The sequence below is a fragment of the Iodobacter sp. BJB302 genome, assembly GCF_002735645.1.
In the GTDB taxonomy this organism is placed as follows: Bacteria; Pseudomonadota; Gammaproteobacteria; order Burkholderiales; family Chitinibacteraceae; genus Iodobacter.
In genome coordinates this window covers 13,767-29,053 of the sequence record NZ_PDZG01000058.1, presented here as the reverse complement: position 1 = coordinate 29,053, position 15,287 = coordinate 13,767, and the positions used below count along the sequence as shown (strand labels likewise).

Below are 15,287 nucleotides of genomic sequence, written 5' to 3'. Positions count from 1 at the left end.
CGTTTTGATACCCGCTTCGCCAGTTAAATATTGCTGAACGACAGAGAGCTTGAATTGCGTTGAGTACTTGGACATAAAAACACCCCAAAAATATGGACGGGTGTCCAACTTTTGGGGTGCAGTTCAATTCAGCCGGCTTTATTTTGGGTGTTTTATTGCAGGGTGCTTTTTCCTCCCAAAGCCTTATACAGGGCGACTTGCGCCAGAAGCTGATCCCGTTTTGCGGCAATCAGCTCCAACCTGCCATTAAATAAGTTTCTCTCGCTATCAAGTACCGTCAGGTAATCGCTGTAGCCATTGTCGTAGCGCATGATGGCGAGCTTAAGCTGGCGCTCTAAAGCCTTAATCTGACGCTGCTGCCCCTGGGTTTTTTCCTGGCTGAACTGACGGCTTTTCAGTGCGGCCAGGGCGTCGGCAAAGGCATTTTGAACGGCAAGCTGGTAGCCTGCTGCGGCGGCTTTATCTTTTGCCCTAGCCTGATCAATTTGCGCTGCGCTGAGGCCACCGTCAAACAGGGGCATGGAAAGATTGCCCGCAAATTGCCATGCTTTGCTGCCCGCTGTAAATAAATCAGTTAAAGGATGGCTGGCCACACCCAAGAGGCCGGATAAAGAAATGCGGGGAAACCATGCCGCACGGGCAGCGGCTACTTCTGCATGGCTGGCACGCAGCGTGGCTTCTGCCTGGGCAATGTCGGGCCGGCGCAGCAAGAGGTCGGATGGAATGCCCGCTGCGCCGGAGCTGCTGCTGTTGATTTCGCTGATGCTTTTGCCGCGCGGAATACCTGCTTCAATCAGCGCTCTGGGGGAAAGGCCACACAGCACTGAGAGGGCGCTTTCTAATTGGGCAATCTGGCTTTGGTACTGGGGCACAATGGCTTGTGCGGCGGCCAGATCACTTTCTGCCTGACGCGCTTCCAGCTCACTGATCAGCCCGCCCTTAAAGCGGGTTGTTTGCAGGGTAAACGCTTTTTGACGGGCTTCTGCGGTTTGTTTTGCCACGATCAGCTGCGCATCTGAGGCGCGCAAATTAATATAGTTTTGGGCTACGTCTGCAGTAAGCGCCAGCTGCAAGCCGGTATGCGCGGCCTGGCTGGATAAAAATTGTTGCCTTGCCGCCTCGGTTTCATTGGCCAGCCGGCCCCATAAATCCAGCTCCCAGCTTGCTGCACCAGCCAGGTGAAACCGGGCGGGTACATCATCGCGCTGACGCTGCGTACCAGCTTGTAAATCAAGGCCCGGCCATTGTGCAGACTGACTAATGCCTAAGCGGGCGCGTGCTTCATCCATATTCGCTACAGCGATGGCCAGGCTGGCATTGTGCTGCAAAGCCTGGCTGATCAGTGCATTAAGCACCGGATCGTTAAAGCTGGCCTCGCCAGGATCTGCCAGAGAAAGCGGGTTTTGCGTCCGGGGCAGATCAAGCTTGGGCAGGGTTTGTACAGGGCTGATGGCGCATGCGGTGCAAAGCAGGGCCAGCAGGCTGGCAATCAGGGAGGGTTTCATAGTGAAGATCTCAAGGTGTGCGCCTGCCGTTGCCAGCAGGCACGCGGGCTTATTGGCCTGTGGACTGGTTTTTCCTGAAGCCCATAATCAGGCGGAAAAACAGCGGAATAAAGAAAATGGCAATAAAGGTAGCGGCCAGCATGCCGCCAATCACCGGGGTGCCCAGCGAATGACGGCTGTTTGCCCCCGCGCCGCTGGAGGTAATCAGCGGCACGCAGCCTAAAATAAAGGCGAGCGATGTCATCACAATGGGCCTGAAGCGCAGCCTTGCCGCTTCGATGGCGGCGTCAGACAGGCTCATGCCTTCTTCAAATTTCATCACGGCAAATTCCACAATCAGAATGGCATTTTTAGCGGCCAGACCGATCAGCGTCACCATGCCAATCTGAAAATACACATCGTTATTCATATCCCGCAGATACGCTGCCAGCAGCGCACCAAAGAGCGCGAAAGGTACGGCGGTGATGACGGCAAAAGGCACACTCCACCTTTCGTATTGCGCGGCCAGGATTAAAAACACCATCACAATGCCCAGTAAAAAGGCAATGCCGGCCGTGCCGCTGGCTTCTTTCTCCTGATACGCGCTGCCTGTCCAGGCTAAGGTGTAATCGCTGCTGAGTGCGGCAGCGGTGACGCTTTCCATGGCCTTGATGGCTTCTCCCGAGCTGACCCCTGCTGCAGGCTGAATCATGATTTTGGCCGCGCCAAAGATATTAAAGCGCTCCACCAGCTCCGGCCCGCTGGTGTCTTTGATGGTGACCAGGCTGGTGAGCGGAATCATGTCGCCCTTGGCGGAGCGCACAAAAATATTCGCCAGATCTTTGGGGCGTTTGCGATATTGGGCTTCAGATTGCAGCTGCACCTTGTAAGTGCGGCCAAAGCGGTTGAAATCATTGATATAAAGCTGGCCCAGGGTGGCTTGCATGGTGCTGAATACATCATTGATATTAACGCTCAGCGCCTTGGCTTTTTCGCGATCCAGATCAACAAAATATTGCGGCACACCGGCGCGGAAGGTGGTGGTGACTTTGGCAAATTCCGGGCGTTTTTTTGCCGCCTCAATCAGTTTTTGTGCCGCCGTACTGAGCGCCTGCGAGCCTGCACCATTTCGGTCTTGCAGATAGCCTTCCAAGCCGCCGGTGGTCGACATCCCCATAATCGGCGGCGGGGTGAAGGCGGCGATCAGGCCGTTCTGAATGGTACGGGCCTGATGCATTACTTTTTCTGCCAGCGAAAACGAATCCTGCCCCGGGGCCTTGCGCTCGCCCCATGGCCTGAGCGTGACAAAGCTGGTTGCGTAGTTGGTAAGCTTAGAGCCGGATAAAATATCAAAGCCGGTAAAAGTGGTGACATTTTCTACTTCGGCAAGCTTGCTGAGCGCCGCATCTGATTCGGCGCTCACCTGACGGGTACGGGCCAGTGAGGCGGCATCGGGCAGGGCCACACTGACAAACATCGTGCCTTGATCCTCTGCTGGCACTAAGGAGCTAGGCACTAAGAAATACAGCGCTACCGTGCTGGCTAAAATCCCTGCAAACAGCACAAACGCCACGCCAACGCGGCGATTCAGGTATTTAACACCTGCAATATAGCCGCCCGTGATTCGTTCAAAGAAGCGATTAAACCATGCAAAAAAACGCGCGGGTTCGTGGTGGCCGGGCTTGAGCAAAAGCGCGCAGAGGGCAGGCGATAAAGTAAGCGCCACAATGCCGGAGATAATCACAGAGATAGAAATCGTGATGGCAAATTGCTGATACATCACGCCCGTCATGCCGCTCATAAAGGCCACGGGTAAAAACACCGCGCACAGCACCAGTACAATCGCCACTACGGGGCCGGAGACTTCCTGTATGGCTTGAATCGACGCCTCTTTGGCCGAGCAGCCCGTCTCGCGCATAATCCGCTCGACGTTTTCCAGCACCACAATCGCATCATCCACCACAATACCAATGGCCAATACCATGCCAAATAAGGTGAGCAGATTGATAGAAAACCCAAACATCGCCAGGCCTGCAAAAGTGCCTAGCAGGGAAACCGGTACGGCAATGCAGGGAATCAGCGTGGCGCGGAAATTTTGCAAAAATAAATACACTACGCAGAACACCAGCACCATCGCTTCGAGCAGGGTGACTACGACTTCTTCAATCGATGCTTTTACAAATTTAGTGGTGTCGTAAGGAATAGCGTAGTCCATGCCCTGAGGGAAACGAGCGGAGAGCTCCTGCATTTTGTTGGCAATGGCTTTGGATACATCCAGCGCATTGGCACCCGGCTGGGCATAGGTCACCAGCCCTACGGATGGCTTGCCATTACGCATGCCGGAAATATCATAATCATTGCCACCCATCTCTACCCGGGCCACGTCTTTTAGGCGGATTTTTGCGCCATCAGGCATGGACTTCACAATAATCGCTTCAAATTCTTTGGGGTCTGCCAGACGGCCCTTGGCGTTAATGGTGTAGGTAAAATCAACCGGGTCATTATCTGGCTCGGCCCCCAGCTTGCCTGCGGCAAATTGCGAGTTTTGCTCCTGCACGGCTTTCACTACATCGGCAGGGGTGAGCTTCAGCTGGGCCAGGCGATCGGGCTTCAGCCAGATCCGCATGGCGTAATCGGTGCCGCCCATCATGCTGGCGTCCCCCACGCCGGGTATGCGTTTTAAATCGTCCAGAATATTGAGCAGGGCATAGTTGGCAATAAAGTTGCGATCATACTGGCCGGTCGGCGAGCCTAAGGAAATCACAGACAATACTTCGGTGGATTTCTTTCTGACGGTAACGCCCTGGCGTTTGACTTCATCCGGCATTTTGGCCAGTGCCGCCTGTACGCGGTTGTTTACGTCAATTGTCGCCTGATCCGGGTCTGTGCCCACAGCAAAATAGACGTTCATACTCATTTGCCCGTTTGCTGCAGATTTGGATTGCAGATAGAGCATATGGTCCACGCCATTAATCTGCTGCTCCAGGGGGGAAGCCACGGTTTGAGCAATGGTTTCAGCGGTGGCGCCGGGGTAGTTGGCGCTTACCGAAACCACGGCGGGCACGATATCCGGATACTGCTGAATCGGCAGAGAAAACATTGCGGCCAGGCCCGCCAGCACAATGACAATTGAAATCACCGTGGCAAAAATGGGCCGGTTGATAAAGAATTTAGAAAACATTTACCCCTCCTTTTTGATGCTGACTGCTTGGCCGGGGCGCGCTTTAACTAAGCCATCGACAATAATGCGCTCGCCCGCTTTCAGGCCGGATTCCACAATCACCTCATGCCCAATGCTTTCCCCCAGAGTCACTTTGCGCGATTCAACGATGTTTTTATCATTGAGCAGCAGCACGCGTTTTTCGGCCTGCAGCTGCACAATGGCGCGCTCCGGAATGGTGATCGCCTGTTGGCGGATACCCTGATCAACCAGCACGCGTACAAACTGGCCGGGCAGCAAATCCCCTTTGGGATTATCAAATTGCGCCCGCATACTGATGGTGCCGGTGTTGTTATCAATGCGGTTATCGTGGAAATTTACCGTGCCCTGAATGGGGTACGTTGCGCCATTGGCCAGCCTGAGCGTGGCCTGCAGCGATTTGCCGGGGCTGAAGTGCTGGTAATCCTGTTCGGAAACCGAAAAATTGGCGTACAGCGGTGACATTTGCGAGATGGTGGTCAGCGGCAGCGGGCTGTTGTTATTAATTAAGCTGCCTTCTGATTGCACCTCCTTACTGCTGATGCCGGAGATAGGCGCGGTGACTTGGGTGTAGCTTAAGTTGAGCTGCGCGGTACGCACCTGCGCCTGGGCCGCTTCTACGCTGGCTTTCGCGGCTTCAAAAGCGCTGATGCTGTCGTCGTAATCTTTTTTTGATACGGCGTTTTCTTTAAACAGCGGGGCGATGCGCTCCTGATCGGTGCGGGTTTTATTAAACATAGCCACCTGCCGTGCCAGCTCGCCCTTGGCCTGATTTAATGCGGCTTTGTAAGGCTCAGGATCAATCTCAAACAGCACTTGCCCCTGTCTGACCGGCTGGCCTTCTGCATAGGTGCGCTTTAATAAAATACCCGCCACCCGGGCGCGTACTTCAACATCACGAACACCCGCTGTTTCGCCTGTAAATTCGCTTTGCAGGGCAATATCATGGGGCTTAATGACGAGTTGACTCACTTCAACGGGGGCTGCCCGGGTTTCGGCGGGCGGTGCCTGGCAGGCTGCAAGCAGCGATACTGCACAAAGGGAAAGCCATTTAATTTGCATCTTGGCGCTCTTCCATTAAATAAAAAGCCCCGCGAACCGGGGCTTAAGTTAAAGCAATCAGGGGTGCAGGCTTTAGCGGTAGACCGTGTGTTTCAGGCGGCCCGGATGCCAGTTGCTGGAATCCTGATCGTTGGATGCAGTGACCTTGGGCTTTTTAGTTTTTTGGCTTTGATTATTCATGGCCGGGCGTTCGCGCTGCGAAAAAGGGGTGATGCGTGTTTGCGTATGGGTCGCAGCGGGTGCCGCAATAGATTGATTCATTGCAGGGCGGCTGCGCTGGGAGAAAGGCCTTATCTTTTTCTGTGATGCGGATGCCGGAGCGAGTGTGGAGTTGTCGTCCATCGCCGGGCGGCTGCCTTCAGCAAAAGGGGTTGCAGCGGCAAGGCTTAGCGAAGGAATGCTGAGTGCTGCGCTGATTATCAGGGCCAGTGTGGCTGCCTTTTTCATGATTTACTTCCTTTTAGTGCCGGGTTGACAGGGACTATTAAACAGGCCGGATGTAAACCGTTTGATGGTGAAAACAGGCATTTTGTAAATGCAATGTAAACAGCGCCTCTTTATGGTCGTAAGCGGCGCAGGCACGGGGTATTCTGTAACAAACAAAATGGATGGGCAGAGCATGGGTACGCAAATACTCCTCGTGGATGATGACGCTGATTTACGCGCTTTATTAAGTGATTACCTTGGTGAGCAGGGTTACACCGTGACAGCGGTGGGCGATGGCATGGCCATGCTCCGGGCCATGGAGCAGGGGCAGTTTGATCTGCTGATTCTGGATTTAATGCTGCCAGGTGAAGATGGCTTAACGCTGTGCCGTAATTTGCGGGCTGGCTCTAATCTGCCGGTGCTGATGCTGACGGCCAGAGGCGATGAGCTGGACCGGATTATTGGCCTTGAAATGGGCGCGGATGATTATTTGCCCAAGCCTTTTAATCCCAGAGAGCTGCTGGCCAGAATTAAAAGTATTTTGCGCAGGGCCGCCGGTCACACCGCGGGCAACAAGGCCACACGCCTGTGCTTTGCAGGCTGGGAGCTGGATTTGGCCGCGCAATATTTACTGGGAGCCGATGGCGTGGTGACTTCATTATCTACCGGCGAGTTTCGCCTGCTGCAAGCCCTGGCTGAAAACGCTAACCGTGTTTTATCCAGAGATCAGCTGATGGATGCCATTAATGGCAAGGATGCGGCACCGTTTGACCGCACTATTGATGTGATGATCGGGCGTTTACGCCGCCGCTTGGGCGATGAAGCCCGTGAACAAGTATTAATCAAAACCATCAGAAGCAGCGGCTATATGCTGGTTTGCAAGGTAGAGGCCAGGTAGTTGCCGGCATATATGTCTTCAATTAAGCCCGCAGCTCACAGCCGGGCGCTGGCTGAATTCACCCTTAAAAGGTAAATAAATTTATGCGTTACTGGCCTAAAACCTTACTCGGGCAAATCTTACTGGTGATGCTGGCAGGCTTGTTTACAGCCAATGCGGCTGGTGTCTGGCTGGTGATCAATGACAGAGCCCGGCTGGCCCGCGTATTACGGGTTGAATATGTGGCAGAGCATATTGCCAGCTCGATTAATGTGCTGGGCGAAACGCCCGCAGCTTTTCGTACTCAGCTATTAAGGGCCTTAAACAGCCCGGCTTTGCAAGTAAGCCTGGATACACCGTGGCAACAGGCAAGGCTGCCCGGTGCAGAAGTGCTGGAGTTTGAAAAGCTGGTGTCCGGGCAATTGCAAAAGCAAGAGCGTATGCAGGTGGTTTCGATGAGCTACGGTGCTTTGCCAGAATCTGTGCGCAGTGTGTCTGGCGGGCTGGAGGCGGCAGAAAGCGTGTTGATTAATCTTACCTTACAAGCGCAGCTGGAAGATGGCACGATCGTGACGTTTTCTTCTTCCCGAATGAGTAATGTTCTTATCCGGGAGCCATGGCGGATTGTGGGCTGGCTGGCCTTAGTGGCGCTGGCTGCAGCGCTGTTATCTGTGTGGGCAGTAAGGCGCTTAACGCAGCCGCTTTCGGTTTTTTCCGCAGCGGCTGAGGGTCTTGCACAGAATATTAACCAGCCACCTTTGCCCGAAACCGGCCCCAAGGAAGTGCGTCATCTGGCTAGAGCCTTTAATAGCATGCAATGCGCCATTAAATTGTATTTAAGTACCCGCTCGCAAATGCTGGCAGGCATCTCGCATGATCTGCGCCTGCCCATCACCCGCATACGCTTGCGCCTGGAAAAGCGCGCAGACCCCGCACAAAACCTGGCGATTGAGCGGGATTTAGAAGAAATGGAAAACTTAATTGCCGATACCCTGGCTTTTTTGCATGCAGGCAATAGCGCAGAAGCAAGTGTAAAACTTAATTTTATGGATTTACTTGAAGGCGTTGTAGAAGACACAGAGGCGCTGGGTGCACAAATCAGCGTAAGAGGCCAAGCCCGGCAGGTGTTTACAGGCCGGCCCCAGGCGCTACGTCGCTGCCTGAGCAATTTGCTCGATAATGCCCGCCGTTACGGAGGAAATCAGATTGCCCTCACCGTGCAGGAAGACGCTGCGGCGCTGCTGATTTCGATAGAAGATCAGGGCGCAGGCATTGAAGACGCCGAGCTGGAGCGGGTGTTTGAGCCCTATGTCAGGTTGGAGACTTCCAGATCGCGCCACACCGGCGGCAGCGGTCTGGGGTTGGCTATCGCCCGCGCCATTGCCCGCGCTCATGGTGGGGAAATCTTGCTGACTAACCGGGAGGAGGGTGGTTTAAAGGCGATAATACGCCTGCCAATTTTTGTGTAAGTTTGGGTGGTTTATTTTTTGAGTTTTTTTGGTTATGGCTTATTTATTGCTTTCTTATTGCTTAATAAAAAATAGGAAAGCGATTCATGAATGTTTCAGCAGCCTCGCCACTCAGTATTTTGCCCGCGCATTTGCGGCCAAAGATTCCTTATCAGCCTGATGCCCCGGCGGGGGATTCCAGATTGTACGATCCGGCAAATATGACGGCAGGTGAAGCGGCAAAATTGGCCACAGATCTGTACAACGACGGCAAAATCAGCTTGCATGAGCTGGGGGTGATCACCATTACACACAGGCTGAATATCAATGAGGATGGATCGCCACGCGCTGAAGATGAAAGCAGCCGTTTAAAAAAATGGAATTTTATTGATTACGCTAAACAAAGCGTTGTGGCCTGCCAGTTTAGAAACGACACGCAAGGCGTTGGAATCTATCAGCATATTCTTGATGTGCTCGAACAAACCGCTGCAGAGCCGGGCAGGAGGGTGAATATTGCGGTTTAAGGGTGCTTATAAAAAGAGTGCCGCCCCCGCATATACGGGGGCAGCTGAGTATGTTGTGTGACTTTTAAGATGCGGGCATAAAGCAGGGCTGTATTTAAGTTTGTACCCTGCTGTCAGGCGCGTTCATACCAGGGTTTCGTACGATTCACGATATTGACTACCAGCAACATCACCGGCACTTCAATCAAAACGCCAACAACCGTTGCCAACGCTGCGCCTGAATTAAAGCCAAACAATGCAATTGCCGCTGCAACGGCCAGCTCGAAGAAGTTCGATGCCCCAATTAAGGCAGACGGGCAGGCGATATTGTGCTTTTCGCCCACCATACGGTTCAGCAGATACGCTAAACCTGAGTTGAAAAATACTTGGATCAAAATAGGTATGGCCAGCAAGGCAATGACCAGTGGCTGATCTAAAATTGCTTTGCCTTGAAAAGAAAACAGCAAGATCAGTGTGGCCAATAAAGCAGAAATTGACCATGGGCCAATCTTGTTCATTGTGGAGTCAAAGGAGGCCTGGCTCTGGCTGAGTAAATGTTTCCGAATGATTTGTGCAATGATCACCGGAATAACGATATACAGCACGACTGAAATAATCAGCGTATCCCAAGGCACATGAATGGCCGACATGCCGAGTAAAAACGCCACGAGTGGCGCAAAGGCCACGACCATAATTGCATCGTTCAATGCCACCTGAGACAAGGTAAACAACGGGTCGCCATTAGTCAGCTTGCTCCATACAAACACCATTGCAGTACACGGTGCAGCCGCAAGCAGGATCAGGCCAGCGATATAGCTGTCAATTTGACCAGCGGGCAGATACGGAGCAAAGAGTTGCCGGATAAAGATCCAGGACAATAATGCCATTGAGAATGGTTTAACCAGCCAGTTCACAAACAAGGTAACGCCAATCCCGCGAACATGCTGGCGTACTTCATGCAACGCCGTAAAATCAACTTTGATTAGCATGGGAATAATCATGACCCAGATCAGCATACCCACCGGCAGATTAACCTGGGCAACCTCAAGCCGGCCAATCGTTTGAAATACACGGGGGAATAACTGCCCTGCAATAATTCCGACAACAATGCATAAAAACACCCAAATGGTGAGATAGCGCTCGAAAAAACTCATGGGTGCAGCAGTGATACGTTTGCCGGTAACTTCACATTGTGCGGACATCATGCACTCCGGTTATTAATTTTTGAACGCTGCACGACACTGACCAGCGCGTGCAGCACGGGGTATCACTCTGCAAGCTGGCCGGGCTTGCTTTCGCCAATATCACGCACCACGTCTTTCAGCGCTAAGCTGGCCAGCTTTTCGTCAGGCAGGCTCACAAGGAGGGATATGCGCTGCTTAATTTGCAAAAAGACCTTGCGAAACGAAGCAAGTTTTTCTTCCTCTGTTTCTCCGTGCGGGTCTTCATAGCCCCAGTGTGCTGTCAGCGGATGCCCTGGCCAGATTGGGCAGACTTCGCCTTTGGCGTTGTCACAAACGGTGATGACAATATCCATGTGCGGTGCGTCAGCGGCTTCGAACTCTTCCCATGATTTCGAGCGCAGTGTGCTGGTGTCGTAGCCGATGCCATTGAGCAAGGTAATTGCATGCGGGTTGATTTGGCCGCTTGGGTGGCTGCCCGCACTGAATGCTTTAAAGCGTCCCTTGCCCAGAATATTCAGCCAGCCTTCGGACATGACGCTGCGCGCCGAATTGGCGGTGCAGAGGAAAAGGACGTTGTAGACTTTGTTGCTCATCGTGAATCTCCGGGGTTTTGCACTGGTTTTAGCAGCAGTTACTGCCTGGGGTACAACTGTTCTTGGGTTGGGGCGTTACTGCAACAGCCTTGGGCGCACAGCAGGTGTTGGTTGTGGATTCGCTGCCGCTGAAAGTCGGGATGCTGCCAAGGGTGTGATAGCTTTCCCAGGCAATACCCGCCGGATCAGTAACCCAGTGCTTGTCCGATTGGGCGTAGCAACAAGCTGTACCCGGCTCGCTGAGCACCGAGATATCGGCAGCGGCTAATTGCTTTTGTAGGGCGGTCAGCTCGTCGTCGCTGTCGACCTGAAAACCGAGGTGATCAAGGCCCGCCGGTGCTCCTCGCTGCGAGATGGCGAAATTGATGCGTGGATCGTCGAGCATCCACTTCGCATAGTCGGATTTGAGTACGGTTGGCTCTGCCGCAAACAGCGCAGTGTAGAAGCGTATGCTGTCGTCCAGCTTTGGTACCGAGATATGAACATGAAAGCGTTTCATTTTTTAACCCCAATCAGAGAAATGTTAACAACAGCTGTTGTCGCAAGATTTATGGTCAGAGGGCTCACAAGCCTGGCCCTGGCAGCAGTTTTCAGTCATAAAACCGAGCAAATGATTCATTTGTTCGTAGTTGGCGGAGTAATAGATAAAGCGCCCGTCTTGCCGCCGGTTGATCAGGCCAGCGTGCGTTAACTCCTTCAGATGGAAGGACAGGGTGGCATTGGCAACCTCCAGGCGCTCACCGATTTGGCCCACAGCCAAACCTTCTGGCCCTTCTTGTACCAGCAGCCGGTAGATTGCTAAGCGAGTGTCCTGAGCGAGAGCGGCCAGGAGTGTTACGGCAGTTTTTGTATTCATGTTTCTATAATTATAGAAATATAGAATTAAGTCAAGGAGGATTTACTGCAGGATTGAAGTTTGCTCAAATAGCATGAGCAAAGCATTTGAGCAGAAACTAAGCCTCACGTTAAAGTGGCAGTTCACAGAAATATTTCTAAAATAATTAATCCGTCTTGCTAACACGCTTTGTTTCCTTGTTTGTTCCCCTTTATTTAGGACTTCATGCCATGACTAAGCTTCCCCTGTCTCTGAGTGTTCTATCCGGCGTTGTATTACTTAGCGCCTGCGGAGGGACAGCATTTAATAAGTACGATGCAAGTCTTCCCCGGCACAGCCTGCCTGCAGAGCAAGCAGCCGCACCTTCGCCTGTCGCCGGCAAAATGCAGGCAATTGCCGGTGCAGGAGTGCGCACACAGGCCAATACGCCGCTTGCCTCTGCCGAACCCGGCCGCGAAAACTATAGCAAGCTGGAGGAGCTGTCAGTGAAGGCGGTGTCTGCTGAGCCGGTTTCTACTTTTTCGATTGATGTGGATACCGCCAGCTACACCAATGTGCGTCGTTTTTTGCAAGCGGGCCAGTTGCCGCCTAAAGACGCGGTGCGGGTAGAGGAGATGATTAATTATTTTCCTTACAATTATCCCCATCAGGCCGGCAGCCGCCCCTTTGCCGTATACACCGAAATAGCGCCCGCGCCATGGGGTGTGGATAAGCATCTGATCCGTATTGGCATCAAGGCACAGGACATCAAAGCGGCTCTGCTGCCTGCGGCAAATTTAGTGTTTCTGGTGGATGTATCCGGCTCGATGAATGAGCCCAATAAACTGCCGCTGCTGCAAGCTTCGCTTAAATTATTGGTGGATCAGCTTAAAGCAGGAGACCATGTTTCCTTAGTGACCTATGCCTCCGGCACGAAGGTGGTGCTGGAGCCCAGTGCGGATAAAAACCAAATCAAGCGCGCGATTGATCAGCTGGTTGCAGGGGGAGGCACAGCGGGTGCGGCAGGCATTCAGCTGGCTTACCAGATGGCACGCCAGGGCTTTATTAAAGGCGGGATCAATCGCATCCTGCTGGCTACCGATGGTGATTTTAATGTGGGTGTCACCAGCATCGATGCGCTGAAAGAGATGGTTGAAAAAGAGCGCGAGGCAGGGGTTTCTTTAAGCACTTTGGGTTTTGGAATGGGGAATTACAATGATGCGCTGATGGAGCAGGTGGCCGACATTGGCAACGGCAATTACCACTACATTGATAACCTGAACGAGGGCCAAAAAGTACTGGTGGATGAAATGAGCTCCACGCTGGCTACCGTGGCCAAAGATGTCAAAATCCAAGTTGAATTCAACCCGGAGCAGGTCAAAGAGTATCGCCTGATTGGCTATGAAAACCGCCAGCTTAAGCGTGAAGATTTTAATAATGATAAGGTGGATGCCGGTGATATCGGTGCAGGCCACACCGTGACCGCGCTCTATGAAGTGACTTTTGCCGGTAAAGCGGGGTACCTCGAGCCGCTGCGTTATGAAGCCAAACCCGCCAAAAAAACCACGCAGAGCGACGAGCTGGGCTTTTTACGCTTACGTTATAAAGCGCCCGATGGCAAAAACAGCCAGCTGATCGAAATCCCGCTGCAGCGCCGGGATGTATTAAACAGCTTTAATCAGGCGAGTAATGAATTCCGCTTTGCCACTGCCGTGGCGGGTTTTGGGCAATTACTGCGTAATGGGCGGTATATCAGTGACTTCAACTACGCAAAAGTCGCCGCCATTGCCGGCAATGCCCGAGGTGATGATACATTTGGCTATCGTGGGGAATTTTTGCAATTAGTTAAGCTGGCAAAAAGCCTGACACCCGCAGCCGCGGAGAGTGGGCGGGATTAGTGCATATCTGCGATGCATGGTTGCCGTTAATTCCGGCGATGCGTGTGATGGAACAGGATTACAGGTGGATGGTCTCGGGCATGGCCCGCGCCATCCTCCCATTCGCAGTTCCAAAACATCCTCATACGCTGGCTGACGGTACGCCGGTAGCATGATGCAGGGGGGCTTAAAAATCACGCCTCTTCACCCTCTGCATGAAAAGCCTCGTAAATTTCTTTTACGGTTTCGCCATTAAACGTCCAGTAGGGCGAGGGCTGAATGGGAGTGCCTTCTGCTAAACCCAGTAATCTTCGGGTTGCTTCAGTTAAAGAGATAGTTTCATCTGCGAAGCGCACTTTTTTTTCTTCAACCACAATGGCCTGCTGGCTGCCATCTTTAGAAATTAAAATGGATCCATCAGGAATACCCAGCTCATGGAAATTCATTCTGGGGCGTTTGGTTTTTTTGTAATGGTCTGCAGATTGCTTATCGATATCTTCAATATCAGAATCTAACTGCTTTTCAAATTCAAGTGTTATGTCTTCTACTTTTAATAGTCTGAGCACAGAAATAACCCGCTCAGCCTCAATTTTAAAAAACTCCCGGTTGGGGTTGATCCTATGATTGCCAAAGGCGAAATGAAGTGCTTTTTCAACTTCGGCAGCATCTTTTACCTGGCAGGCAAAAGCGCAATCAAAGGGCACAGGCACGCCTGTTCCATATAATTGCTTCATTCTTTCTTCAACTTCCGTTTGCGATGTTTTCCCGATCTTAACGAGGCCGGGCATGGCTGGATTAGTTAAAACATAAACAATTTGTGAACTGATATCGGCCATAGAAAGTGCTCTGGGTTTAATTGGAGGCATATGGGGCTGGAGCTACATTCCAAGATGATGGCGGGCTAACTTAAATCTGTAATCCTGGCAATCAAGCCGTCTTTAAATTCGAATTCAGACCGGCCGGATAATTCCAGCGTCTGGCCTTTCTTTAAGCCATTGGGCAAATCATCGGCAACGATGGCACGAAAGGCGATGGTTGCGCTGGCCTTGTGGGTGCTGCTTTCAAAGCTGAGTATTTCCTGATGCCGTTCCGAAAATATGGCGACAGATTGCTCTGCCAGCACTTTTAATTCTTCCCGGCCTGTGGTGTGGGTATTTACATGCCCGCCAGCGATATTTTTGAATTCCACATCAGGGTGCACGGTCAGCAGCATGGCTGTTACGTCTTTGCGGTTGTAAGCATTGATGTACTGATCAATCAGTGCGCGAATTTCGGTGGGGGTCATCGTGTATCTCCTGCATTGGCTGGGTTGGGCGGCATGATCTGCTGAATGAATGCTTTTTAGTTTTGCCTGAGTCGTTTTTTTTATGTATTCGGGCTGATGTATTTTTCTATCGCTTCTTTTGCCTCTTTAAGCCCTGCACCTTGTTGCTTGCGATAAAGCCTTAGTGCGCTGATTTTTTCCCCGGCCCTTGCTAATTTGATTACTTCTGCGGATGGCTCCTGCCATTTGTTTTCATCTATCCCCTGCAGGGCGAGCAGCCGGTCAAGCTTGGCTTCAATTCGACTTAATCGATCAGTTAATGGCTGCAAGAGCAAAAAGCCAAGGCCGCCCACGATCATCAGCACCATCCAAAAAACTTCTGTCATTTTGCTTCCCCATCTTTAAAAAAGCAGGTGATGTAAAGGTCATGTTTTGCTGCCTGATTTTACCCTGTTGAATATCTTTCCGAAATAGAAAGTAAAAGACAACAATGGATTCAGCCATTTTTTTCACAGATTATTTTGCACTGAGCAGCCTGATAAAACATGCACCCAAG

The 15,287-nt window shown here is 52.0% G+C and carries 15 protein-coding genes; 4 read left to right on the top strand and 11 right to left on the bottom strand.

All coding sequences use genetic code 11. The features are described 5' to 3' along the window. Positions 1-152: 152 nt before the first annotated feature. The 4 genes from CSQ88_RS16705 to CSQ88_RS16690 all read right to left on the bottom strand — a co-directional run bounded on the left by CSQ88_RS16705 (position 153) and on the right by CSQ88_RS16690 (position 6,192). Complete coding sequence (locus tag CSQ88_RS16705) at positions 153-1,505, bottom strand: efflux transporter outer membrane subunit (protein ID WP_099399222.1); 1,353 nt, start codon at positions 1,503-1,505, stop codon at positions 153-155. A gap of 49 nt (positions 1,506-1,554) precedes the next feature. After that, the gene (locus CSQ88_RS16700) at positions 1,555-4,665 is read right to left on the bottom strand and encodes an efflux RND transporter permease subunit (protein ID WP_099399221.1); all 3,111 of its coding nucleotides are present in this window, start codon (positions 4,663-4,665) and stop codon (positions 1,555-1,557) included. Further along, positions 4,666-5,745: an efflux RND transporter periplasmic adaptor subunit gene (locus tag CSQ88_RS16695; protein ID WP_099399220.1), complete on the bottom strand. Its 1,080-nt coding sequence runs from the start codon at positions 5,743-5,745 to the stop codon at positions 4,666-4,668. Positions 5,746-5,817: 72 nt separating this feature from the next. Beyond that, a complete protein-coding gene (locus tag CSQ88_RS16690; RefSeq protein ID WP_099399219.1) occupies positions 5,818-6,192 on the bottom strand; it encodes a hypothetical protein in 375 nt (124 codons plus the stop codon). A gap of 88 nt (positions 6,193-6,280) precedes the next feature. Between CSQ88_RS16690 and CSQ88_RS16685 the strand changes: the two genes are divergently transcribed. From CSQ88_RS16685 to CSQ88_RS16675, 3 genes are all read left to right on the top strand, one after another. Further along, a complete protein-coding gene (locus CSQ88_RS16685) occupies positions 6,281-7,069 on the top strand; it encodes a response regulator (protein WP_257212644.1) in 789 nt (262 codons plus the stop codon). Between the two features lie 83 nt (positions 7,070-7,152). After that, entirely contained in the window at positions 7,153-8,517 is a 1,365-nt protein-coding gene (locus CSQ88_RS16680; protein ID WP_099399218.1) for an ATP-binding protein, read from the top strand. An 86-nt stretch (positions 8,518-8,603) separates the two neighbouring features. Beyond that, positions 8,604-9,020 (top strand): hypothetical protein, encoded by a 417-nt coding sequence (locus CSQ88_RS16675; protein ID WP_099399217.1) that lies wholly within the window; start codon positions 8,604-8,606, stop codon positions 9,018-9,020. A gap of 113 nt (positions 9,021-9,133) precedes the next feature. Here the strand turns inward: CSQ88_RS16675 and arsB are convergent, their stop codons facing one another. The 4 genes from arsB to CSQ88_RS16655 form a co-directional block, all read right to left on the bottom strand. Beyond that, the gene (gene arsB / locus CSQ88_RS16670) at positions 9,134-10,201 is read right to left on the bottom strand and encodes an ACR3 family arsenite efflux transporter (RefSeq protein WP_180273695.1); all 1,068 of its coding nucleotides are present in this window, start codon (positions 10,199-10,201) and stop codon (positions 9,134-9,136) included. A 65-nt stretch (positions 10,202-10,266) separates the two neighbouring features. Further along, a complete protein-coding gene (locus CSQ88_RS16665; RefSeq protein WP_099399216.1) occupies positions 10,267-10,776 on the bottom strand; it encodes an arsenate reductase ArsC in 510 nt (169 codons plus the stop codon). Between the two features lie 28 nt (positions 10,777-10,804). Further along, positions 10,805-11,275 (bottom strand): ArsI/CadI family heavy metal resistance metalloenzyme, encoded by a 471-nt coding sequence (locus tag CSQ88_RS16660; protein ID WP_099399215.1) that lies wholly within the window; start codon positions 11,273-11,275, stop codon positions 10,805-10,807. 24 nt (positions 11,276-11,299) lie between these two features. After that, positions 11,300-11,632, bottom strand: a complete 333-nt coding sequence (locus CSQ88_RS16655) for a helix-turn-helix transcriptional regulator (protein WP_099399214.1) — start codon at positions 11,630-11,632, stop codon at positions 11,300-11,302. A 209-nt stretch (positions 11,633-11,841) separates the two neighbouring features. Here CSQ88_RS16655 and CSQ88_RS16650 point away from each other — a divergent pair, with 209 nt between their 5' ends. Continuing rightward, a complete protein-coding gene (locus CSQ88_RS16650; RefSeq protein ID WP_099399213.1) occupies positions 11,842-13,488 on the top strand; it encodes a VWA domain-containing protein in 1,647 nt (548 codons plus the stop codon). Between the two features lie 173 nt (positions 13,489-13,661). On the opposite strand, the gene CSQ88_RS16645 is transcribed toward CSQ88_RS16650, so the two are convergent. From CSQ88_RS16645 to CSQ88_RS16635, 3 genes are all read right to left on the bottom strand, one after another. Then, on the bottom strand, positions 13,662-14,303 hold the full coding sequence (locus CSQ88_RS16645; RefSeq protein ID WP_099399212.1) for a GIY-YIG nuclease family protein: 642 nt from the start codon (positions 14,301-14,303) through the stop codon (positions 13,662-13,664). 65 nt (positions 14,304-14,368) lie between these two features. Next, on the bottom strand, positions 14,369-14,752 hold the full coding sequence (locus CSQ88_RS16640) for a nuclear transport factor 2 family protein (protein ID WP_218963128.1): 384 nt from the start codon (positions 14,750-14,752) through the stop codon (positions 14,369-14,371). Positions 14,753-14,832: 80 nt separating this feature from the next. After that, positions 14,833-15,117, bottom strand: coding sequence for a hypothetical protein (locus CSQ88_RS16635; RefSeq protein ID WP_099399211.1), 285 nt, complete (start codon positions 15,115-15,117; stop codon positions 14,833-14,835). Positions 15,118-15,287 lie beyond the last annotated feature (170 nt).